This window comes from Paenibacillus jilunlii (genome assembly GCF_900102965.1).
GTDB classification, from domain to species: Bacteria; Bacillota; Bacilli; order Paenibacillales; family Paenibacillaceae; genus Paenibacillus_AQ; species Paenibacillus_AQ jilunlii.
On sequence record NZ_FNGM01000009.1, the window covers coordinates 39,883 to 60,349 of the forward strand.

A 20,467-nucleotide genomic window follows, 5' to 3' on the forward strand; every position below is an offset into this window, starting at 1 on the left:
AGGGAAAGTCAGGAACAGAATTGGGCGTAGAGCCGTTGGCGTCCTGGATAAATAAAGGCCCGGATGCGCATCCGGGCCTTTATTATCGTGAGAGCGAGGCGATTGTGGCGAATATCCGCGAATAGGCATCTTTGATATTGGCGGAATTTACTTTGTCATTGTATAGTCCGTAGCCCCAATATTTCATTTTGCCGCCAGACTGATAATAGCCTGTGACATACATTCCTCATAAGAGAGATTCTCATACACAAAGGGAATATAAGACTTCATGGATTCGATGAAGAAAAAAGGAACGCCTGCCTTCTTATAAGTCTGTGCATATTGGGGCTTTGCCGCTTCAGATAAATGATCTTTAGTAATAAAGACAGCATCAATATTACCGGGGAGCATTGCGCCCTCTTTCAAATCATCCATACTCATGCCTGTAAAGCTGATATTCCGCTCCCGGATAGCAGGAGCATCCCCTATGATCCCAATCTTCAAGGGCTGCCCCTCATAGAGCGGTGTGTCAACTGAATCTGAAGTACAGCCTGTTAACATCGTAATCATCAAGAGGAGCAATGCACATGGCAATAGGTGTCTAATCATTCGAAACAGCTCCTTCAGCCTAAAACCTGCCGATTTGTGTAACACTCTTATCCTATTGATAAATCGGGACAGATTTCCTTTGTGCAAGGGGCGTGAAATAACGGTGTAATTGCCGTTCATATATTTACCGCCTGGCCTGCAGACGCCCGCTACTCCACATTCACTGCTTCGTCCTCGAACTCCACAATGCTCTCATTGGAACCGATGACCACCATAATATCGCCCTGATGCACATGGTCATGCGCGGTGGGGGCAACAATTACGCCGTCTTCACGGTTCAGGGCAATGATGCTGCAGCCATATTTGGCCCGTGTGTTGAGCTCAGAGAGGCTTTTGCCGTCCATGCAGGCAGGCACCGTCAGTTCGACCACCTTGTAATCTTTGGAAAGCTCGATATAATCCAGCAGATTGGGCGTGGTCAGCTGATGGGCCACACGAATGCCCATATCCCGTTCAGGAAAAATCACACGGTCCACACCCAGCTTGGAAAGCGCCCGTCCGTGAAGGATTGAAATCGCTTTGGCCACCACCTGCTTCACACCCAGCTCTTTCAAAAGAATCGCCGCCAGGATGCTGCGCTCCATGTTGTCTCCGATTGCAACTATGCCGCAATCAAAATTGCGCACGCCCAGTGAGCGCATAATTCCCTCATCCGTGGCATCCGCCATGACCGTATGCGTCAGCTGGCCGCTCAATTCCTCCACCCGTTCCTCAACATGGTCAATGCCAAGCACTTCATAGCCCATGGCCATCAGCTCCAGGGCAAGACTTGAGCCAAAGCGGCCGAGTCCGATGATGACAAACTGCTGTGCTTTCATAATATTCATAACCCCTTATCCAATTATCATTTTGCCTTCCGGATATTTATATAATTGCTTACCCTGTTTCGGGCCAATTGCATACGCCAGGGTGAGCAGCCCAAGCCGTCCGGCGAACATAGTCAGACAGATCAGAATTTTGCCGGCCTGGCTCAGCTCCGGCGTAAGTCCCATACTGAGGCCCACCGTAGCAAAAGCCGAGGTCGTCTCGAACAGAATCATCAGAAAAGCCCGATTCTCCGTGGTGGACAGCACCATGGACACGGCCACAATCAGCAGCAGCGCCAGCAGGGTGACGGTCAACGCCTTGAATACGCGTTCCTGTGCAAGACGGTAGCGGAACAAGACGATATCCTCGCGTCCGCGGAGCATCGAGATAACCGCACCGATCATCAGGGTGAAGGTCGTAGTCTTGATACCGCCGCCAGTTGAGCCGGGCGAAGCGCCGATGAACATCAGAATCACTATGAAAAATTGCGAGGCCTGGCGGAGCCCGGCAATATCCACTGTATTCGCCCCGGCTGTACGCGGAGTGACGGATTGAAAGAACGCAGCCCAGATTTTGCCGCTGAAGTTCAGCGGACCCAGCGTGCGGGTGTTGGTGAATTCAAACACAAAGATAACAACCGCTCCAATCATAATCAGCGCCGCTGTCATCGACAGAACCACCTTGCTGTGCAGCGACAATCTGCGCGTACGGCGGCGGTAGTCTACGAGATCCGACATAACAATAAAGCCAATCCCCCCGGAAACAATCAGAAACATGACCACGATATTGACAATAGGATCACTGACATATCCAGTCAGGCTGCGATAGTCCCCAAAGATATCAAACCCGGCATTGTTGAACATCGACACCGCATGAAAAATACCAAAATAGGCCGCACGCCCAAGCGGCATGTCAAATGCCCAGCGTATCGAGAGTATAAATGCAGCCCCGGCTTCAATGACAAGTGAATAAATCAGCACCTTGCGGATCAGCCGCACAATGCCTTCCATGGAGCTCTGATTCATGGCTTCCTGGAGAATCAGCCGGTCACGCAGGGAGATCCTGCGTTTCAGTACAAGCGCAAACAGGGTTGCCATCGTCATAAAACCCAGGCCGCCAACTTGAATTAGCACCATAATTACAATTTGCCCGAACACAGTAAAATACGTCCCTGTATCCACCACCACCAGCCCGGTAACGCAGGTTGCAGAAGTTGCAGTAAACAGCGCATCGATAATGTTGAGTGATTCTCCCGACGTGCTCGACACGGGAAGCATCAGAAGCAGGGTTCCGATCAGAATAACGGCAGCAAAGCCCAGTACCAGAATCTGCGGCGGAGACAGCTTCATAAATCTGAAATTGTTAATTTTGGGTAGCGGTGAAGCCAAACTTCTCATCCTTTCGCTGGTTGCTTTAGGAAACATAAAAATTATAATCGTTATCGCCCAACTTCACAAAGATTCATTTTATTACAGCTGATTCCCGCAAAAGAATGACGCCGTAAGGACAAAGTAAGCATAAGCCCGGCCATTTCCACGTAAAAGGTTAATACGGCATTTTTTTTGTAACCGGCCTGCTGCTAATATTATAATGGAAAGAACAGGCTTATTACATAACAAGGAGGCGTTTCATGAATTCCGTCGGCCAGCCCCTACAGCAGCGGCCCCTTTCGACCAGGCTTATTCTTGCGGGTATCATCGGTCTTATTGTGTTCATTATGTTCCAGATCGCTCCCCAGCTCTTAGGGGGCCCGGGTGATTCTGACACCACACCTATCAGCAAGAATGAGGCCCGTGAGCAAGCCGCCGCATTCGCAGCCCAGCAGCTTGGCCATCCGGATTCCACAGGAGAGGAATGGGCTGTAAGCTACAGGACCGATTCTTCCTTCTACGGCTATATGTCCCGGGAAAAGCTTCTGGATCAATATTCCAAAGCAAAGCTGGATCAGCGTTATCCGTTCGATGTCTTTCATGCCGTACTGCACGGTTCCGGTGAAGCGAACCCGATTCTATCGGTTGACCTGAATATGTACACCGGGAAGGTTGTTGGATTCGGCCGCGGGGAAGACGTAAGTTCCAGCGCAGAAACAGGGAACACTGGCAGCTCTGCCCTTCCGGATACTGTAAACACAGCCAGTGAACCGGAGCTTTCGCTTGAACAGAAAAAAGAACTTGCCCGGTCATGGTTACAATTATGGGAAGTAAATCCCGCCAAACTGCAGATCCAGTCAGGCACAGACCCTTACAGCCTGGTCTATACAGACAGCTCCGTCAAGATTGGAGAGTCGCAGCTGCAGTACAAATTCAAATTCCAGCAGGAACAGGTCTCGTATTTCCGGGCAGGGTTCACCGCCCCGGCCTGGCATACCAGCTATGTCGAGGATCAGACCGCACTGGCCCGGTGGCTGACCGGGGTCGGCTACGGCGTGCCGACGCTGGCGCTGGGCATTCTAGCCCTGATCTACAGCATTCTGCGCAGAGGCCATACCTCGTTCAAGCGCGGCATCTTCCTCAGCTCCGCCCATTTTGTAATTATGATGGTCAGCACCTACAACATGCTGCCGGAGGCCAGCGGGGACAGCCTGGAGAGCCGCATCACAAGTCTCGTCATGCTCCTATTCTATCTTTTTTACAGTCTGCTGATGTCGCTGATGCTCTACTTCTCCCTGGTTGGAGGCAACGGCCTGTGGCGCAAGGAAGAAGGACTGAATCCCTGGCCGCGCGCCAAAGAGCCGGGGTATGGGCGTTATGTGCTGGACAGCATGCGCGCCGGGTATGTCTGGGCCTTTATTTTGCTCGGTGTACAGACGCTTATGTTCATTATCCTGTCGTATACCCTGCATAACTGGTCCACCACGGATGCCAGCCAGTCACCGTACAATATGAGATATGCCTGGCTGCTGCCCATTGTCGCCTGGCTTGCCGGGTTGTCCGAGGAAGCCGTATACCGCCTGTTCGGCATCCGGATGGTCAAAAAGATCGTCCGCAGCACCTTCCTGGCTTCCCTGATCACCACCCTGATCTGGGCGTTCGGACATACGCTGTACCCGATCTATCCGATCAGCTCGCGTCCGATTGAGCTGACGGTGATCGGCTTGCTGTTCAGCTATATTTTCCTGCACTACGGTTTTATTGCCGCCATGTTCAGCCACGTGGTGTTTGACAGCATCCTGATGGGTGCCACTCTGATCTTCATGAAGGAATCCGTGAATGTCGGCGCAGGTATTGTCACCATCGTACTGCCGTTCATCGTGGGCTATATCGTGTACCGGTTCAATCCCCCGCGCAAGACGGAGCCGGCAGAGCCTGTCAGCCCCGTAACCTAACTGAAGACTGACTGCAAACGGCTGAGCGCCTTTCCATGGGCGGCTCAGCCGTTTGTGTGTGCAGCGCCTTGCTGTTTTAATAACTCTCCCTTTGCATGATGAATCTTGCTGTATGTAAAATGACTAGGATCAGCATAATCACCAGAGGGGTAAGCCCTTTTTAACGCTACTCATCACATGTCATATGTTATGTTCTGCGTCTAACGGAAGAGGTCCTCCAACTCATAATACAACTACGTAACGATCAATCTGTTTATTCTTTTGCTGAGGCAATTGAACATTTGGAATTCAATGAACACGATCTCGCAGATATCTTCGAGAATTCCGATGAGGTGGAGATCGACTAATGCCTACGCAGCAACTTATACAACAACTCGTCCAAATAATGATTCAACAATATAAAGTAGATATTCGCTATAAAAAAGGCGTTCTCGATGAAGACCTGGAAGGTTATGTTAAAGGTGATATAAAACTGATATTTAAGGCTATTGTTAAAAGATTTAAAACGAATGCTAACCCACATCATGTAAATCCAGATTGGCTTTTGAAAAATGATCTCTTTGGTTCCATAAAAATCCGTTTGTTAGATGAGGGTATTAGAGTTATTTATCGGGTGGCGGAAGAACTGCCTACACATACGGTTATCGATATTTATGCTGTTGGCCCAAGGAAAGATGAGCTAGCTTATATGTGTCTAAAAAACGTAAGGACTGGTAGCCTTTTGGCTAAATATTAATGTTCTGTGCAAAAGAGCTGCCTCGGCAGCTCTTTTTTATGTAGTTCCTACTTCACGAAGGGAACGATACACAAGAAGAGACCGGCCCTCAGGCCAGTCTCCGACGCGTAAAACTATATTACTTTATAATGACGGTTCTTCGTCCTTCAAGGCATCCAGAATCTGCGCAGCCAGCTTGTCGCCGATCGACAGCGGACGGAAATCCTCGATGCTGGCCTCCTTGATTTTTTTGAGCGAGCCAAAATGCTTCAGGAGCAGCTTCCGGCGCTTGTCGCCGATGCCCGGAATGGAGTCTAGCTTCGAGGTCACCATTGATTTGCCGCGCTGCTCGCGGTGGAATGTAATCGCAAACCGGTGTACCTCATCCTGGATGCGCTGCAGCAGATAAAACTCCTGGCTGTCCCGGGCAAGCTGCACCGGCTCGGCGGAATCACCGACCAGCAGCTGAGCCGTTCTGTGCTTGTCGTCCTTCACCAGGCCGCAGACCGGGATGTACAGCCCCAGCTCATTCTGCAGAATATCAATAGCGGAAGAAATTTGCCCTTTCCCTCCATCGACCACAATCAGATCCGGCTGCGGCAGGTTCTCCTTCAGCACGCGTTCATAGCGGCGGCGGATTACCTCGCGCATTGTTTCGTAGTCATCCGGTCCCTGTACTGAGCGGACCTTGTATTTGCGGTATTCCTTGCGCGCTGGCTTGCCGTCAATGAACACAACCATCGCGGATACCGGATTGGTTCCCTGGATATTCGAGTTGTCAAATGCTTCAATCCGGCTAAGCGATTCCAGGCCCAGGCTCTGGCCCAGGCTGAGGGCTGCGCCGGAGGTGCGCTCCTCGTCCCGCTCAATCAGGCGGAACTTCTCGTCCAGCGCCACCCGGCCGTTCTGGCAGGCCATCCCGACCATCTGCTTCTTCAGCCCGCGCTGCGGCACCAGCACCTTGATGCCCAGCCATTCCTGCAGAGCCGCCGCGCCGCCAGCCGCGTCCACAGTGCCTTCAGCGGCAGCCTCAGCCGCAGCGGCTTCACCCGCATCCGCTTGCGCTGCAGCCTCCAGCGCCGCTTCCTCCGCCTCTGCCGACATGGCAGCGGCCGCTTCTGGCATCCCGCTGTCTGCCGCACTTCCCGCAGCCTCAACGGCATCCTCGGCAGCCAGCTCAGCGGCAGCCTCCGAAGCATCGGCGCCGGACTGTTCAGCCTCGCCGCTGACAGCCAATTGCAGCTTGCCTGATTTATCTGCGCCTTCAAGCACGGTATCCGGCAGCAGGATTTCCTGCGGCAGGGCAGGGTTCTCGCTGTAGTACTGCGTCACATAAGAGATGAAATCACTGTACGCCTCCCCATAGAAAGGGAACACGGAGGAGTGCCGCTGGATCATTTTCCCCTGCCGCATGTACAGTATCTGCACACACATCCAGCCCTTGTCCACGGCATAGCCGAATACATCGCGGTCTTTGGTATCTGCCGTGTTAATCTTTTGTTTCTCCATTAGGGCATCGATGTGGATGATCTGGTCGCGCAGCTCCTTGGCCCGTTCGAAATACAGCTCCTCTGCGGCCTCCTGCATCTTTTGCTGCAGATCCTTCTTGACCGCCTCATGACCGCCTCCGAGAAAACCGGCGATGCTCTGCGTAATCTCCTCATAAGCGGACTTGGGCACTTCCTTCTCACAGGGCGCCAGACACTGGCCCATATGATAATACAGGCAGACTTCCTTCGGCATTACACCGCATTTGCGCAGCGGATACATCCGGTCCAGCAGCTTCTTGGTCTGATGCGCCGCATAAGCATTCGGATATGGACCGAAATACTTCGCTTTATCCTTAATCACCCGGCGCGTAACCTCCAGGCGCGGATGAGCTTCATTTGTGATTTTCAAATACGGAAACGTCTTGTCGTCCTTCAAAAGCACATTGTAACGCGGCATATGCTTTTTGATCAGGTTGCACTCCAGAATGAGCGCCTCCATATTGCTGGATGTGACGATATATTCAAAGTCGGTAATATTGGCGACGAGCCTCTGGGTCTTACCGTTATGGCTGCCCGTAAAATAAGAGCGGACCCGGTTCTTCAGCACCTTGGCCTTGCCCACATAAATAATAGTGCCCTCTTCATTCTTCATCAGATAGCACCCGGGCAGGTCGGGCAGCAATGCCAGTTTGTTGCGGATATTATCCATATAATCCATGCGTTCTCCCCCACCTGTAACAACACCGTGATAACTTAATTTTAAAGATAAGAAGCCATGGGTTCAACCCCATAGCATAGAAAATAGAGTATTGTTAGCTAAGAAACGTTCACTTTTCCAAAAGGCGCAGCAGCTTCCGCCTGACACACAAAGCGCCTTCGGATAAACCGAAGGCGCTTTGGCGGCAGGGCGTATGCCCCGGATACTACAGCATCATTTTACTGATGTTTTGCTACAATATTCTTAAGGGAATCCTTGGAGTTAAGTCCTACAACTTTGTCCACAGGCTGGCCGTCTTTGAAGAAAATCAGGGTAGGAATGCTCATGACTCCAAAACGGGAAGCTGTTTCCGGATTTTCATCAACGTTCAGCTTGGCAATTTTCACATCGTCTCCCAGTTCAGTGGACAGTTCCTCCAGAATGGGGGCAAGCATTTTGCAAGGGCCGCACCAAGGTGCCCAGAAATCTACAACAACAGTACCTTGACCTTCAACTTCACCCACAAAGGATTGGTCAGACACGTTCACGATAGCCATGATATAGTTCCTCCTTTAAGTTGTACGAAGCTTTCATCCGCTTCTATAACCCATAAGCTTAGTGTGGCGAATTCACTCCGAAATTATAACGGGATAAAATGTTTCATGTAATATGATAACCAGATTACCATTTACCGACACATCCACAGTATAACATATTTATAGTGATTTTGTGTAATGTTTTATGAAATTAAATTGCATAAAATCAATTTTCCCCTTCACAGTCTCTTCTTTACAACGCTCCAGGGAGTTCGTATACTTGAGGAAAGCGCATTAATTGTCAATGACTTCTCTCACACGTCTAACTGTAACCCACTAATTGCAGTCATGCAACTGCAAGGAGGAAAAAAGATGGATGTCAACGCGCAAGCACGCGACCCGCGGGAGCATGTCAACGAGGAGCCGCGCAATGACCTTGGCGATTTGCTCGCCGGCTTCTTCGGCATGACGGGCTTTATGACCGTCGTTTTTTTCGGCATGGTGATTATCAAGTTTTTGTCCGAGTAACTCTTCACACATGCTTTCAGCTGGGCACAGCAAAATCCGGCCCTTCCCTTAAGGAAGAAGCCGGATTTTGCTGCTTTAGCGCTTTTATCGGACCGTTCCCCGCTGATTCTCTCCATGGAGCGGAATCACATCCACAAACGGAGCAATCCGGTCCATCAGGCGCTGTCCTTTGTAGATTTCTTCCCCGTCCTTGCTGGTAATGCTCAGATGCTTCTCCAGCCCGTCCAGAGGATAATTCGAAGTGTAAAAGGTTGGCTTACGGTTCATCCGGTGGTTCAGGATCGCCCCAAGCACATGGTCGCGGGCCCATGGATTCAGGTTCTCCGCCCCGATATCGTCAAAGATCAGCAGATCACAGTTCTTCATCGTGTCCACCATTTCTTTCAGCTTCTGGTTGTCCATCATGATTAGCTTGAGTTCCTCGATGAAATCAGGCATGTAGACGATGACGCCGCTGTACCCGGCAATCGCCAGTTCATGCAGCATATAGCACATCAAAAAGGTTTTACCTGTTCCAAAAGAGCCCTGCAGGTATATCCCCCGCGAGGTCAGCCCGTTCTCCTTCGCCCCTGTAATATAATCAAATATACGATTCACGGCTGAGACCCGGCGGGGGTCCTTACCCATAATGTCAATTTCATCGTAGCCGCCATTCAGCACACGCTCATCCACATAAAAGCTGCGGATGCGCTTGCGGATGCTGTCCTGATTGTCCTGGGCAATCTTAAGACTGCAGGCCGTCTTCCGCTCATACAAATCTGCCGTACCGCCTACAGTCTCTACGGTAAGCTTGCTGTAGTGGCCCTGGAAATCGTTCGGGCACTTCTCCAGGCCCGGACAATTCGCACAGTGGCGGCTTTCTTCCACATATTGATACAGGCGGCTTAAATGAAGCCGCAGCCGCGATTCGTCCAGCTCGGGATGCTCGGCCTGAAGCTGCTTCACCAGTGGATGGTTCAGCAGGTTCTGCTCAAGATCGCGGGAGCGCTGGCGCAGCGCGGAATTATTCATCGAACGCAGCACTTCGCCCATAGACTCCATAGCCGCACCTCGCTTTCTTTACGGCGTTTTGGATACGCCTTTTTTCTTACTGGCTTTGATTTCGGCGGCCTTCTTCATCATCGCCGCGAACTCTTCTTCCGACACGGTTCCGGCGCTGCCGTCATCCAGCACGATCGGAATCTCCGCTTTGCCGGAACGGCCGCCGGTTTTGCTGTAGCTGCGCTGGCGTGTTCCGGCTGAGCCTGATGCCCCTGTCGCTGCACCTTTGCCTTTGACCTTGGTCTGGTCCCGGATATAACGCACAGCTTTCTCGTACGTATTCACCTGCTTCACCAGCATGTTCGAGGCAATCGCCTCCACGAAGTTGCGGTTCATCCGCTGATCGCCTGCGGAAGCTACCATGGTCATCAGATAATGAATGAGCACATTGATCACTTCGCCGCTCAGCTTATAATTGAGATCAATCTTTTCAAAAGTATCCATCAGCTGCGTAGGCACTGCCCCCGGAAAAAAGGTCTGCAGCAGCCGTGTATAAGGCTCGTTGCGCAGCATCATATTATATTGGTGAATGTCGCATTTGGACAAAAATTGCGGAGGCACTTCCACATAATATTCCATTTCGACCGGCTGCTCCATTGGCGGTGCGGAATCGTCACCTTCCACGGAGGCAGCAGAGCGCAGGGCTACCACTTTTGCCGCCGCAATCTCCCGCTTCTCCTGGCGTTTCAGATCCTGCCGGAAATGCTGGCTCGCTTTGTACTGCAGCGTATCCAGAATCACTTCGCCTTCCGGTGTGAACACCCCGTCCTCATCCAGCAGGCGGGACATATCCTGCGGGCTAAGCTCATACTTATGGGCTACATAATTGATCATCCCCATCTGGGCATGGTCAAAGCGCAGCTTCTCAACATGGACACGGTTGGCGGATTCCCGCGGAAAGCGCAGGATAATATCACTGTAGCCGATCGCCGGTTCCCCCGTTTCCCGCATGCCGGGCTGCTTGACTGTCGCCACTTCAGCCAGGGCCTGCTCCAGCTCATAGTCAATTACATGGGTATTAAGTTGAAAAATATCATAAAAGGGCAGGGAAATATTCTCTTTGCCGATCGACCGGCGGCTCCATTCCTCCGGTTCACGGTTCCAGAACTGCTCACGCAGCGACAACACGGCAAATTTGCCGATCTTATCACGCAGCAGCAGCGTCAAATGCTGGGTTGCAAAAAAATCAGCCGGCGACAGCGGCGGCAGCAGTTCGTATTCGTACATATAATCATCGGTTTCCGCTACAAAAATCCGGCAGGTCTGCAGCAACCCCACCGCTTCCAGCCGGGAAGCCTGATCCACTATATATTTGCGGCCTTTCTCATTCGGTTCCACGCCCAGCGTCATGAACAGACGCCGCTGCTGCTCCACCGGAGAATAACCGATTGCCTCAGCCGGAATATGCTCGAACAGCAGCCGGTACAGGCTGATGGCAAAAGCGCCCACCATCGGCTGATAGACCGAGCCCAGCATACGCGCATCTACACTGCTTAGACCGAATTCGCGGGAAACGCAGTACCGATGATGTTCGGTGAAATGATGCAGGTTACTCATACGCATCTGCGGATTACCTCCCTCTTTTTCTACACGAATCCATTTAGATTTCTATTCTATCACAAAACCTCAGCCCGGAAATGTAAAAAAAAGTCCAAATTCAGCGTTTATCCCCTGGATATCGACAGCTTGTTCCCCCTTGCGGGCGCTAGCGGAAAATCCGAATAACCTCTTCATTGCAAGAAAAAACGGCCTCGCCAGCCTTGGATCAGGACAGCAGCCGTTTGGTAAACGCGTGAATCTCTTTATTAGAACATTTTGTAGCCGCCGAGCCGCAGCTTCTGGATCGTCCAGCCGCTGAGCACCGCTCCGGCGAGGCCGGCAATGCCGGTAAGATAATCCACGAGATGAAAGGTCGACAGATGCTCCCACAGGCTCATGGAGCTCCGATCCCAGATCGAATAGACGACCACAGGCAGAATCACAATAAAGAACAGATAGGCAGGGAACCAGGTGGTCTTCATTAACATGTTAAGAATAAAGCCGATGCCAAACATCATGACAAAGAATAAAACGGCCAGAACAAACACAGGAATAAACCCCATCGTACTGCCATCCCCTCTCTCTATAAAGAACCGCACAGCAAACCTTAATTAATAGTAAGTTTACTAGAAAAAATGTAGCGAAGCAATGAACATTATCGCGATTCCGGGGTAGCCGCCCCCTAAGACAAGGAGACGCGTTTGCTCTTGCCTGCCTGCATGCGATACAATGCAAATAGATCAAACGGATTGTACATATAACCATATGCTAAGGAGTGAGAATACATGAACGAAGCCGCGTTGACACTGGAGGGCTGGTATGCCCTGCACGACTTCCGATCTCTGAACTGGACAGCCTGGACGGCAGCCGATGATGAAGAACGCGCTGTTGCCCTGGAAGAACTGCATGCCTTTATGCAGGAATGGGGCCCGGTGGAGGAAGCCAAGGAAGGAAGCACTGCAGTGTACTCCATTGTCGGCCAGAAGGCTGATTTCGTGATGATGTTTCTGCGGGAAAGCCTGGAAGCGCTGAATCAGCTTGAAACCGCCTTTAACAAAATCGCCTTTGCCCAATATACAACTAAGTCCTATTCTTATGTCAGCATCGTTGAACTCAGCAACTATGCGGCTGGCGGAAGCGCCGGAGACGGCAGTGACCCTATGCAGAACCCGCACGTAGCCGCCCGCTTGAAGCCTGTCCTCCCGCAAACGAAGCATATTTGCTTCTATCCGATGAACAAGAAACGCGAGCTTGCGGACAACTGGTATATGCTCGATATGGAGAAGCGCCGGGAGCTAATGTATTCGCACGGGTTAATTGGACGCGGTTATGCCGGCAAAGTGAAGCAGATCATCACCGGCTCTGTCGGCTTCGATGACTGGGAGTGGGGCGTCACCCTCTTTGCCGATGATGCGCTCCAGTTCAAGAAGCTGGTCTATGAGATGCGCTTTGATGAAGTCAGCGCCCGCTACGGCGAATTTGGCCCGTTCTATGTCGGGAATCTGCTGACACCGGACACCTTTGAAGAACTTCTGAAGCTGTAGCAGCCGAAAAATACCGATAAATCATAAAGGGAAGGCTCCCGGTCTGAGGGGCCTTCCCTTTATTTGAGTTTATGTTATAAATAGACCGCCCTGGTCAAAGGAGACGGTCTATTTCCTGACTACTTTCCCGAAAGCCGCCGCCCTTAAAAGCGGCTATTACAAACAGGGAGTCGTGTTGGTAGCACGGCTCTCTTTGCATTGTACGTCTTTTCTACCTTTACTATACCACAAGTGGATTTAATAAATAAATATATCCCACTCCAAATTACTCATGCTGACGGACCCTTGCCGTCATCCTCTTCACCGGCATCGCCCTCTTCACGCAAGCTCTCCAGGTATTCCGCCGTCGCCCGGTCGCGGGCCCGGCCCTTATCCTTCAGGCGCTCAATTGCCGGCAAAATGAGGATGTCGATTTCTTTCTGGACATTGTAGGCGAGATCGTAACGGCTCTGATCCTCCAGATAAGACCCGACCTCAATCAGTCCGTTATACCGGTCCAGCTCCTCACGCGTCAGCAGTCCGCGAACTTGTACACTGCAGTGGCGCATCCTAGAGGAATCTGCCTTTCTTCAGCACCAGCGGAATACCGCCGATGATGAACAGATAACGCATGTCCACAACCTTCTTCAGCTGCGCCGCTGTCCAGCCCTTATATTTCTTGTCGCCCACTACAGCGATGCCTTGGCCTTTGCCCAGCGAAGCTACAGTGCCTTTGTTGCTGAAGGCAAATTTCTTCGGCTGCTGGCTGCGGATTGCGGCCACCAGATTATGGGCACAGCATTCACCCTGCTGCATGGCTATTTGTGCCGTCGGGGGATACGGACGTCCTTCCGGATTGATCATCAGGGAGCCGTCGCCGATAATAAAGATATTCTCATGTCCCGGTGCGCGCAGATATTCATCTACCTTCACCCGTCCGCGCATAGCTTCAAACCCCGCTGCTTCAATCAGACGGTTGCCGCGGATGCCGCCGGTCCAGACGATGGTTGAAGCCTTGATCTCTTCACCCGTGGCAAGGATAACTCCGCCCGGCAGACATTCCTTGATCGCTACACCGATCTTGAAGGTCACACCCTTCTTCGTCAGCACAGTCATGGCATGCTCTACCAATTCAGGAGCGAAGCCCGGCAGTGCCGTAGGAGCAGCCTCCACGTTGTAGATATTGACCATGCTTGGATCCACATCGAATTCCTTGCACAGCGCCGGAATACGGTCTGCCAGCTCTGCCACAAATTCAATGCCGCTGAAGCCTGCACCTCCGACCACAAAATTAATATGTTCCTGTGCATTATTTTCATTTTTGTATTTGGCGAATTGATACTCGATATGCTCACGGATCAGCCGCACGGAATTGATGCTGCGGATTGTCAGTGCGTACTTGTCCAGTCCCGGAATCCCGAAGGTTTCGGGTTCCCCGCCCAGGGCGATTACAAGATAGTCATAAGACAGCGTGCCGTCTTCCAGAATCACCTTTTTTTGCTGGGTGCGGATTTCCTGCACGGAAGATTTTACGAGATCAATTTTGAATTCATCAATTAATTTTGAAATAGATACGCGGGTATGCTCAATGCTGTCTGTACCTGCAGCAGGCATATGCAGATGGGTTGTGAAATAGTGATACTCATGGCGGTTAACCAGTGTCACATCCGCTTCATTGTAGTTCAAAGCTTTCTGCAGCCGCTGCGCGGTCAAAATACCTCCATATCCCGCGCCTAGGATGACGATTTTTGGAATACTGCTCATGTTCCGGCTCCTTCCAACAGGTGAATCTGTCTATGTGTTATTTTTTGTAAAAAAATTCGGTTTCTTTTGTGAATTTATACACTTAAATTCAGAAGAATTTCCAATAAAACTTAAAGGATTTCCAAAATAGCCATATCCATTGTAAACCTTAGTATCGTTTTAATCAAATATTATCATACAACAAAATGTCACAATTTTCTGCGGAAATCAAGCCTTTGCAGGTCGGCTCCACAATGTTTATAATGTTAGATAAGCCAGTATGGCAATTTGAAACTATCAACTCGGAGGTGTAATATTACGTGACACTAGAGCAATCCGTTCCTATGAGCGATCTGCTGATCATAGGAGGCGGTCCGGCCGGGATGTTTGCCGCTTTTTACGGCGGGATGCGCCAGGCATCGGTAACCCTTATTGAAAGTATGCCCCAACTCGGAGGGCAGCTTGCTGCTCTTTATCCTGAAAAATATATTTACGACGTAGCCGGATTCCCAAAAGTCACCGCACAGGAGCTGGTAGATAACCTTTCCCGCCAAATGGAGCTGTTTCAGTCTGATATCCGGCTGGAGGAGAAAGTTGTTTCACTTAAAAAGCAGGACGAACGCCATTTCGTCATTACTACCGATAAAGCGGAATATCACAGCAAAGCCGTGATCATTACCGCAGGCGTAGGCGCTTTTGAACCGCGCCGTCTGGAGCTTCCGGAAGCGGCGCGTTTCGAGAAAGCTAACCTGCATTATTTTGTCAGCGATCTTAATGCGTTCAAAGGCAAAAAGGTGCTGATCAGCGGCGGCGGCGATTCTGCTGTGGATTGGGCACTGATGCTTGAACCAATCGCTGAGCAGGTTACCCTGATACACCGCAGGGATAAGTTCCGCGCACATGAGCACAGTGTGGAGAACCTGATGGCCTCCAAGGTCAATGTCATTACGCCATCGGAGATCACCGGGCTTCACGGCGAAGAATTCATTACCAAAGTCACTTTGTCCCACATCAAAACCAAAGAAACACAGGAGCTGGAGGTAGACAGTGTCATCGTTAACTTTGGCTTCGTGTCCTCGCTGGGGCCGATTGCCGAATGGGGCATCGATATTGACAGCAATTCGATCGTGGTCGACTCCCGTATGGAGACCAGCATTCCGGGGATCTTCGCCGCTGGGGATATTACCACGTATCCGGGTAAGCTGAAGCTGATCGCTGTTGGATTCGGAGAAGCGCCTACCGCGGTGAACAACGCCAAGGTCTATATTGATCCCGAAGCCAAACTGTCTCCTGGACACAGCAGCAATCTCAAGCTGTAGCCGACCGTTCACCTCTGTTATTCTGCAAATAAAAGGGTATCCTTTCAGGTTGATTGCACTTCAACTTGAAAAGATACCCTATTTGTGCCGCTTGCGGTTAAATGATTGATCTGCTGCAAAGGTATGCTCCGGGCTTCTAGTGCAGAACCGCATGAACTGGAGAGTGTAAGTTCCGTTTACGAATTTCAGCGAGCAGAAGAGCGATGAAATCATGCTCTAATTGCAGTTCTATTGCTCTATGGTAAGAGTCCAAGAGCATCTCATCCGACAATTCAACCATAACGTTCACCTACCTTTCCTTTATTTGAATCTGAATCTATCATAGCAAACTATCATTTTTCGAACAAGCGTTCCCACTATCCACAAGCAACTGTGGAAATCCTGTGCATAATATGTTAGTAAAGGTCTAAAAGTCATTCGCCGCACAGTGGACTATGGGGATAACAGTTATACACAGGATGAATCCACCGGTATTTTGTCTGAAATATTTTTACATTGTTCATAATTCCGTGGAATTTTTTATCATATATTACCTCAAGGATTACACAACTAAACGCAATTCTATCTTATTATTATATTTATCGTCAATTCTTAAAAATTTTTTAATCACTTCGGGCGGGTATTGACCTCCAAAATCCAGATCTTCCCACGGAGGTCCACAGCATAATCAAAGCCAAGCTCACCAATACCCGGAAAACGCCGTTCCAGCAGCTCTATGCAGATCAGGGTCAAGCGCCGCATCTCTGCTTTTTTGGCAGAGGTCCTAACGCGCGGCAATGATCTTCTCAGTCCCTCACGGCAGCTCAGCATCGTTCCTCCTTTGCAGAGGTTTGTCACGAACAGTCCCGGACGCGCCACTCTTCCCACCATCGAACGAAATTCCCAATGCGTTCCGTTCTTCACCACCTTGACCCGGTAATCTATAGGGCGTCCGTCAATCCGGGCCAGCGAGATACCCTGCTGCATTAGATATTTCCGTTTGGCCTTAAATAAGTCGAGTGACCGCTTCATGGAGGAGAAATCCCTATACATTCTTGTACTGTGCATATGTGTGAAGCCGTATCCCCGGCTGTTCCGGAACACTTTGATCACCCCAAAACCGCCACCGCCAACAATAGGTTTGATTACAACCGTTCCGTATTTCCCCAGCATCCCTAACAACCCAGCAGCGCTATATTCCATCGTTCTCGGAATGTAACCGGCAATCCGCGGATCGCTGAGCAGCGCCTCGGTTTTCAGCCACTTGCTGGCCAGTTGTCTTCCCGCCATTGTTCTCCCTCTCCTTTCACATTCCCAGCCTACCCTATACTTTACTCAGAACAGGCCGCGCCCTCCTGTATGATTGTCCGTATGATTGGGAGCGCACAGCAAAAAAGGGCATATAGCCGCCAGGCCTTATGTCCTATCTATCCTATATGGGTGGCAGCGGGGCTGCTGCAAATTCTGACAAGTCTCTTCTGCGGCAATCGACAGCAACCGCCGGGTATGGGGACCGCCGCAGAGTCTGTCGGATTCTCTGTTCATACGGCGTAGCCCGCCAGCCACTTTTTGCTGGAAAATCCTTAAAATCCATTGTATTATGACCTGGAGGGGAGGACTCTTCATGGCAGAACTCTTTGAAATGCTGTACTGGGTGGCAATGGTTGGAATGACCGTCGTTCTGGCAGGAATCACGGTTCTTGTCTGCGCACTAGGCTTCAAATTCATCAAAGACCAGCGCCGGGTCCTCGGCACGGGCTGCATCGCCTTTTCTCTGGGCGCCGCCGCACTGGTCGTATTTATGATTAACTTCAAGTTTATTATTCCTGCATGATTAAAAAGACATTTTAGTTTCGCTATTTCCAGCGCCCTGTTACAGAGGTTTTCTGTACAGGGTTTTTATTATACTCTATGAAAAAAAGAGCCGATGGCTTGTGCTGATAGACAGCTTGATTCGCTGATATTGTCTTGATTTTGCAGGAATATAGGATTTACCTACACATTTACGGATGAGCAACTACGTGACTTTTAAGCATACATGTTCTTGTCTCTTTACAAATCAATAAATCCAAGGACTTCATCGTTGACTAGAAATTTCACTAATTCTTTTGCTTCTTCAAGATTTTCATCGATAACTTATCGATTCAGTTGAGATGGATTCACTTTCTGAATTTGCACAATGATGTCAAATGTTTTACCCAATGATACATTAACAGTTTTAGGAATGTCTGGTCCTTCGGTAGTTATTCCAGCGTAAATGGGATGTTGCTCGTTTAGCCAGGTTTTTGTCACTCCGCTTGCCTTACGTAAATCAACAAAATACTGGTCGTAATTGACTTGTCCAAAATTATAGTTATAACTATTCGGGTCATCTGATTTTAATGTTCCATAGGGCCCAAATTCTTGGTTAGTGTTATTAACATTGTAACGTCCCTCATAGACAGATGTTCCAATGGATACATACCGTTTCCCGTAATGTTCTGCTAAATACTGCCCAGCTACTTTAGGGTATACGAAAGGGATCATATTTGTTTTCGAAACATGTCCATTATGGCCCCACACGATTGTTTTTCCTACATGTTCTTCTGTCCACTTCGCATTTTCATACATGGCTATATCATGTTTCAAATAAAAGTCCTTCGGGTTATCAGGGTATGAAGCTGCCATTGTCGTAAATTGCTCAATAATACGGGCATTTTGTTTGATCCATGCGAACTCTTGGGATTTTCCATTCAGCTTACTTTTATTTTGTTCTAATATCGTGCTGATTTGTTTCGCAATTGAAACATATTGTTCTTTCTTTTCTTTCTTAAGGCTGCCAAAGGTATCTATATCCTTTGTTACAGGAATAAGGCCTTCCATCTTTTTTTCAAGAAGAGTTGCAAGTTTTGGATTATGTTTCTTTACATACTCTATGATATTGTTATAAACATTCTCGTTTACGGTTTGTATATCCATCCCGATGATCCGTATTTTGGATTTATGTTTTAAATCAGCATTATATTGGCGTATCCATTGAAGTAGATCTATGATTTCTTTCGTGTTAAATGTAGGCGTTAGATATTGGCTTGGGTCCCCTTTACCCGTAAGAACATAGCGATCGAGTCCCAATGCTCTGTCCCATCCCTCTTCTAACACTATGGCGTTAAAGCCCATTCCATGTACCAAATATTTAACAATGCGATGTTTCATTGTAAAAACCTCATGAGCTCCATGCATCGCTTCACCTAATCCAACAATTGTAGCTGATCCTATCATATCCTTAAGCGGACCTAAATCATTAAGAGATGCTGTTGGATCCGTTGTCTTTAATGGCATTGCATGCTCTTCTAACCATTTTATCTGTTCGGCTAGTTGATTTGTGTTGTAGGGAGCTGTAACAGAAACTTCTGCTTTCGAAGTTGCATAAGCACCTCCTGTAAAACTAGTTAGAGTGATCATAGAAGCAGCAATTGCGATACCCATTTTCTTTTTCATAAAATCCTCCTGATATACTTTATAAATTGGTTGGTTAAGATAAATATATTCTAGCTTCTAAAATTCTCTTATTTCTTACTAGATTCTTAAGTAAACCTTACGATGCTTATGTATATACAAAAAAACAAAGCAGCTGCAATCCTTATAGTTGAAGGATCACAACTGCCTCATCCAGTTTTGTGACTACTGCATCGCATTATAGAGCCTTTTTGCCCGCTCAAACGCTTTATCCGATACGCAGGGAATCCACTTGCTCCAGCACTATCGTCTTCCTCTCAGCAGCTCATATTCCGGCTTTAAAATCGAATACTGGTATGAATCATGCCATCTCCCCTTATGCCACATATGCTCCCGCAAATGTCCCTCGTAGACCATACCCAGCTTTTGCATGACTTTGGCTGAGCCCGCGTTCTCCGGACGGCAGGTCGCGTAGATCCGGTGCAGATTCAACTCCAGAAATCCGAATTCAAGTAATGAAGCAGCAGCCTCTGAGGTATATCCCTGTCTCCAAAACAGCGGATTGAAGCAATAGCCGATTTCCCCTTGCCCCGGTTCACTGATGTGAATGCCAGAGCCGCCGATCAGTTGATCCGTCTCTTTCAGAACTACGGCAAATTCAAAATCCTTCCGCGGAAGCTGGCTCTGCCATTCCAAGGTCAGATCAATATAACTTCTTGTTTCCTCTTTCGAGTTCGGTCCCCATATCATATACTTGGCTACCAGAGGGTCAGCAGCATATGCATGCACAGCTTCCATATCTTCATAAGTGAACTCCCGAATGATTAGCCGTTCTGTTTGTAGCTGCAAGATTACACCTGCTTTCTTAGTTATGTAAATTTTCGTCTCCCTTGATGAACTCTACTCTGGTTCGTGTTGGCTCTGATCCGGTCAGCCTAAATCCGGTTGACAACTCCTATCCATATAAGTATCATACTGACTCTAAAACAATCAAATGATGCCGAGCGCATCCGGATTTTTCAAGCTTTGTCGGATGAGAAACGGATTGAAATTATCCGTTTTATAAAACAATCAGAGCTGCCCCCCATTTGCGGGGAGGTTGGCTTGCGGAAGGAAAGAACGGCCGTTCACTTGGCTGGCGAAACAAAGACAATATAAGTTAAATTGTTAACAAGAAATGTCGTAACTTTATCTTACAACAA

Annotated in this window: 20 protein-coding genes; 6 read left to right on the plus strand and 14 right to left on the minus strand. The window is 49.3% G+C overall.

What is annotated here, in order from left to right; translation table 11 throughout:
* Positions 1-183: 183 nt before the first annotated feature.
* Genes BLQ82_RS31490 through BLQ82_RS16190 form a run of 3 tightly spaced genes read right to left on the minus strand, consistent with a single transcriptional unit; the run spans position 184 to position 2,744 of the window.
* Positions 184-708, minus strand: a complete 525-nt coding sequence (locus BLQ82_RS31490) for a hypothetical protein (protein WP_143013459.1) — start codon at positions 706-708, stop codon at positions 184-186.
* A gap of 29 nt (positions 709-737) precedes the next feature.
* Positions 738-1,406, minus strand: a complete 669-nt coding sequence (locus tag BLQ82_RS16185; protein WP_062523772.1) for a potassium channel family protein — start codon at positions 1,404-1,406, stop codon at positions 738-740.
* A gap of 15 nt (positions 1,407-1,421) precedes the next feature.
* Positions 1,422-2,744 carry a TrkH family potassium uptake protein gene (locus BLQ82_RS16190; protein WP_425281118.1) on the minus strand — a complete coding sequence of 441 codons (1,323 nt, stop codon included), beginning with the start codon at positions 2,742-2,744 and terminating at the stop codon, positions 1,422-1,424.
* A gap of 281 nt (positions 2,745-3,025) precedes the next feature.
* Between BLQ82_RS16190 and BLQ82_RS16195 the strand changes: the two genes are divergently transcribed.
* Positions 3,026-4,720 carry a CPBP family intramembrane glutamic endopeptidase gene (locus BLQ82_RS16195; protein WP_062523771.1) on the plus strand — a complete coding sequence of 565 codons (1,695 nt, stop codon included), beginning with the start codon at positions 3,026-3,028 and terminating at the stop codon, positions 4,718-4,720.
* 346 nt (positions 4,721-5,066) lie between these two features.
* Positions 5,067-5,456: a hypothetical protein gene (locus BLQ82_RS16200; RefSeq protein ID WP_062523770.1), complete on the plus strand. Its 390-nt coding sequence runs from the start codon at positions 5,067-5,069 to the stop codon at positions 5,454-5,456.
* Positions 5,457-5,579: 123 nt separating this feature from the next.
* Here BLQ82_RS16200 and uvrC read toward each other — a convergent pair whose 3' ends face one another.
* Both uvrC and trxA read right to left on the minus strand, forming a co-directional pair.
* Complete coding sequence (gene uvrC / locus BLQ82_RS16205) at positions 5,580-7,643, minus strand: excinuclease ABC subunit UvrC (RefSeq protein ID WP_062523769.1); 2,064 nt, start codon at positions 7,641-7,643, stop codon at positions 5,580-5,582.
* Between the two features lie 218 nt (positions 7,644-7,861).
* Positions 7,862-8,179, minus strand: coding sequence for a thioredoxin (gene trxA / locus BLQ82_RS16210; protein ID WP_020430371.1), 318 nt, complete (start codon positions 8,177-8,179; stop codon positions 7,862-7,864).
* A gap of 351 nt (positions 8,180-8,530) precedes the next feature.
* Here trxA and BLQ82_RS31495 point away from each other — a divergent pair, with 351 nt between their 5' ends.
* Positions 8,531-8,686 (plus strand): YqzM family protein, encoded by a 156-nt coding sequence (locus tag BLQ82_RS31495; RefSeq protein WP_143013460.1) that lies wholly within the window; start codon positions 8,531-8,533, stop codon positions 8,684-8,686.
* Positions 8,687-8,770: 84 nt separating this feature from the next.
* On the opposite strand, the gene dnaI is transcribed toward BLQ82_RS31495, so the two are convergent.
* From dnaI to BLQ82_RS16225, 3 genes are all read right to left on the minus strand, one after another.
* Positions 8,771-9,727 carry a primosomal protein DnaI gene (dnaI, locus tag BLQ82_RS16215; protein WP_062523768.1) on the minus strand — a complete coding sequence of 319 codons (957 nt, stop codon included), beginning with the start codon at positions 9,725-9,727 and terminating at the stop codon, positions 8,771-8,773.
* Between the two features lie 18 nt (positions 9,728-9,745).
* Entirely contained in the window at positions 9,746-11,290 is a 1,545-nt protein-coding gene (locus tag BLQ82_RS16220; protein ID WP_062523767.1) for a replication initiation and membrane attachment family protein, read from the minus strand.
* A gap of 242 nt (positions 11,291-11,532) precedes the next feature.
* Entirely contained in the window at positions 11,533-11,829 is a 297-nt protein-coding gene (locus tag BLQ82_RS16225; protein WP_062523766.1) for a YuiB family protein, read from the minus strand.
* A 222-nt stretch (positions 11,830-12,051) separates the two neighbouring features.
* Here BLQ82_RS16225 and hemQ point away from each other — a divergent pair, with 222 nt between their 5' ends.
* Positions 12,052-12,810 (plus strand): hydrogen peroxide-dependent heme synthase, encoded by a 759-nt coding sequence (gene hemQ, locus BLQ82_RS16230; protein ID WP_020430361.1) that lies wholly within the window; start codon positions 12,052-12,054, stop codon positions 12,808-12,810.
* Positions 12,811-13,079: 269 nt separating this feature from the next.
* On the opposite strand, the gene BLQ82_RS16235 is transcribed toward hemQ, so the two are convergent.
* A complete protein-coding gene (locus tag BLQ82_RS16235) occupies positions 13,080-13,358 on the minus strand; it encodes a hypothetical protein (protein ID WP_062523765.1) in 279 nt (92 codons plus the stop codon).
* A gap of 1 nt (position 13,359) precedes the next feature.
* Positions 13,360-14,553, minus strand: coding sequence for an NAD(P)/FAD-dependent oxidoreductase (locus tag BLQ82_RS16240; RefSeq protein WP_020426360.1), 1,194 nt, complete (start codon positions 14,551-14,553; stop codon positions 13,360-13,362).
* Positions 14,554-14,876: 323 nt separating this feature from the next.
* Here BLQ82_RS16240 and BLQ82_RS16245 point away from each other — a divergent pair, with 323 nt between their 5' ends.
* A complete protein-coding gene (locus tag BLQ82_RS16245; RefSeq protein WP_062523764.1) occupies positions 14,877-15,851 on the plus strand; it encodes an NAD(P)/FAD-dependent oxidoreductase in 975 nt (324 codons plus the stop codon).
* 136 nt (positions 15,852-15,987) lie between these two features.
* Here BLQ82_RS16245 and sda read toward each other — a convergent pair whose 3' ends face one another.
* Together sda and BLQ82_RS16255 are read right to left on the minus strand one after the other, a co-directional pair.
* Positions 15,988-16,131, minus strand: coding sequence for a sporulation histidine kinase inhibitor Sda (gene sda, locus BLQ82_RS16250; protein ID WP_042217282.1), 144 nt, complete (start codon positions 16,129-16,131; stop codon positions 15,988-15,990).
* A 326-nt stretch (positions 16,132-16,457) separates the two neighbouring features.
* Positions 16,458-17,120, minus strand: coding sequence for a YheC/YheD family protein (locus BLQ82_RS16255; RefSeq protein WP_062523763.1), 663 nt, complete (start codon positions 17,118-17,120; stop codon positions 16,458-16,460).
* 334 nt (positions 17,121-17,454) lie between these two features.
* Between BLQ82_RS16255 and BLQ82_RS16260 the strand changes: the two genes are divergently transcribed.
* The gene (locus BLQ82_RS16260) at positions 17,455-17,664 is read left to right on the plus strand and encodes a hypothetical protein (protein WP_062523762.1); all 210 of its coding nucleotides are present in this window, start codon (positions 17,455-17,457) and stop codon (positions 17,662-17,664) included.
* 302 nt (positions 17,665-17,966) lie between these two features.
* Here the strand turns inward: BLQ82_RS16260 and BLQ82_RS16265 are convergent, their stop codons facing one another.
* Together BLQ82_RS16265 and BLQ82_RS16270 are read right to left on the minus strand one after the other, a co-directional pair.
* Positions 17,967-19,307: an erythromycin esterase family protein gene (locus BLQ82_RS16265; RefSeq protein WP_062523761.1), complete on the minus strand. Its 1,341-nt coding sequence runs from the start codon at positions 19,305-19,307 to the stop codon at positions 17,967-17,969.
* 261 nt (positions 19,308-19,568) lie between these two features.
* Positions 19,569-20,114: a GNAT family N-acetyltransferase gene (locus BLQ82_RS16270; RefSeq protein WP_062523760.1), complete on the minus strand. Its 546-nt coding sequence runs from the start codon at positions 20,112-20,114 to the stop codon at positions 19,569-19,571.
* Between the last annotated feature and the right edge of the window lie 353 nt (positions 20,115-20,467).

Excerpts from the sequence above, each read along its gene's own strand:
- BLQ82_RS31490 (WP_143013459.1), bottom strand. The coding sequence starts at position 708 with ATGAACGGCAATTACACCGTTATTTCACGCCCCTTGCACAAAGGAAAT.
- BLQ82_RS16185 (WP_062523772.1), bottom strand. The coding sequence starts at position 1,406 with ATGAAAGCACAGCAGTTTGTCATCATCGGACTCGGCCGCTTTGGCTCA.
- BLQ82_RS16190 (WP_425281118.1), bottom strand. The coding sequence starts at position 2,744 with ATGAAGCTGTCTCCGCCGCAGATTCTGGTACTGGGCTTTGCTGCCGTT.
- BLQ82_RS16195 (WP_062523771.1), top strand. The coding sequence starts at position 3,026 with ATGAATTCCGTCGGCCAGCCCCTACAGCAGCGGCCCCTTTCGACCAGG.
- BLQ82_RS16200 (WP_062523770.1), top strand. The coding sequence starts at position 5,067 with ATGCCTACGCAGCAACTTATACAACAACTCGTCCAAATAATGATTCAA.
- uvrC (WP_062523769.1), bottom strand. The coding sequence starts at position 7,643 with ATGGATTATATGGATAATATCCGCAACAAACTGGCATTGCTGCCCGAC.
- trxA (WP_020430371.1), bottom strand. The coding sequence starts at position 8,179 with ATGGCTATCGTGAACGTGTCTGACCAATCCTTTGTGGGTGAAGTTGAA.
- BLQ82_RS31495 (WP_143013460.1), top strand. The coding sequence starts at position 8,531 with ATGGATGTCAACGCGCAAGCACGCGACCCGCGGGAGCATGTCAACGAG.
- dnaI (WP_062523768.1), bottom strand. The coding sequence starts at position 9,727 with ATGGAGTCTATGGGCGAAGTGCTGCGTTCGATGAATAATTCCGCGCTG.
- BLQ82_RS16220 (WP_062523767.1), bottom strand. The coding sequence starts at position 11,290 with ATGCGTATGAGTAACCTGCATCATTTCACCGAACATCATCGGTACTGC.
- BLQ82_RS16225 (WP_062523766.1), bottom strand. The coding sequence starts at position 11,829 with ATGGGGTTTATTCCTGTGTTTGTTCTGGCCGTTTTATTCTTTGTCATG.
- hemQ (WP_020430361.1), top strand. The coding sequence starts at position 12,052 with ATGAACGAAGCCGCGTTGACACTGGAGGGCTGGTATGCCCTGCACGAC.
- BLQ82_RS16235 (WP_062523765.1), bottom strand. The coding sequence starts at position 13,358 with ATGCGCCACTGCAGTGTACAAGTTCGCGGACTGCTGACGCGTGAGGAG.
- BLQ82_RS16240 (WP_020426360.1), bottom strand. The coding sequence starts at position 14,553 with ATGAGCAGTATTCCAAAAATCGTCATCCTAGGCGCGGGATATGGAGGT.
- BLQ82_RS16245 (WP_062523764.1), top strand. The coding sequence starts at position 14,877 with ATGAGCGATCTGCTGATCATAGGAGGCGGTCCGGCCGGGATGTTTGCC.
- sda (WP_042217282.1), bottom strand. The coding sequence starts at position 16,131 with ATGGTTGAATTGTCGGATGAGATGCTCTTGGACTCTTACCATAGAGCA.
- BLQ82_RS16255 (WP_062523763.1), bottom strand. The coding sequence starts at position 17,120 with ATGGCGGGAAGACAACTGGCCAGCAAGTGGCTGAAAACCGAGGCGCTG.
- BLQ82_RS16260 (WP_062523762.1), top strand. The coding sequence starts at position 17,455 with ATGGCAGAACTCTTTGAAATGCTGTACTGGGTGGCAATGGTTGGAATG.
- BLQ82_RS16265 (WP_062523761.1), bottom strand. The coding sequence starts at position 19,307 with ATGAAAAAGAAAATGGGTATCGCAATTGCTGCTTCTATGATCACTCTA.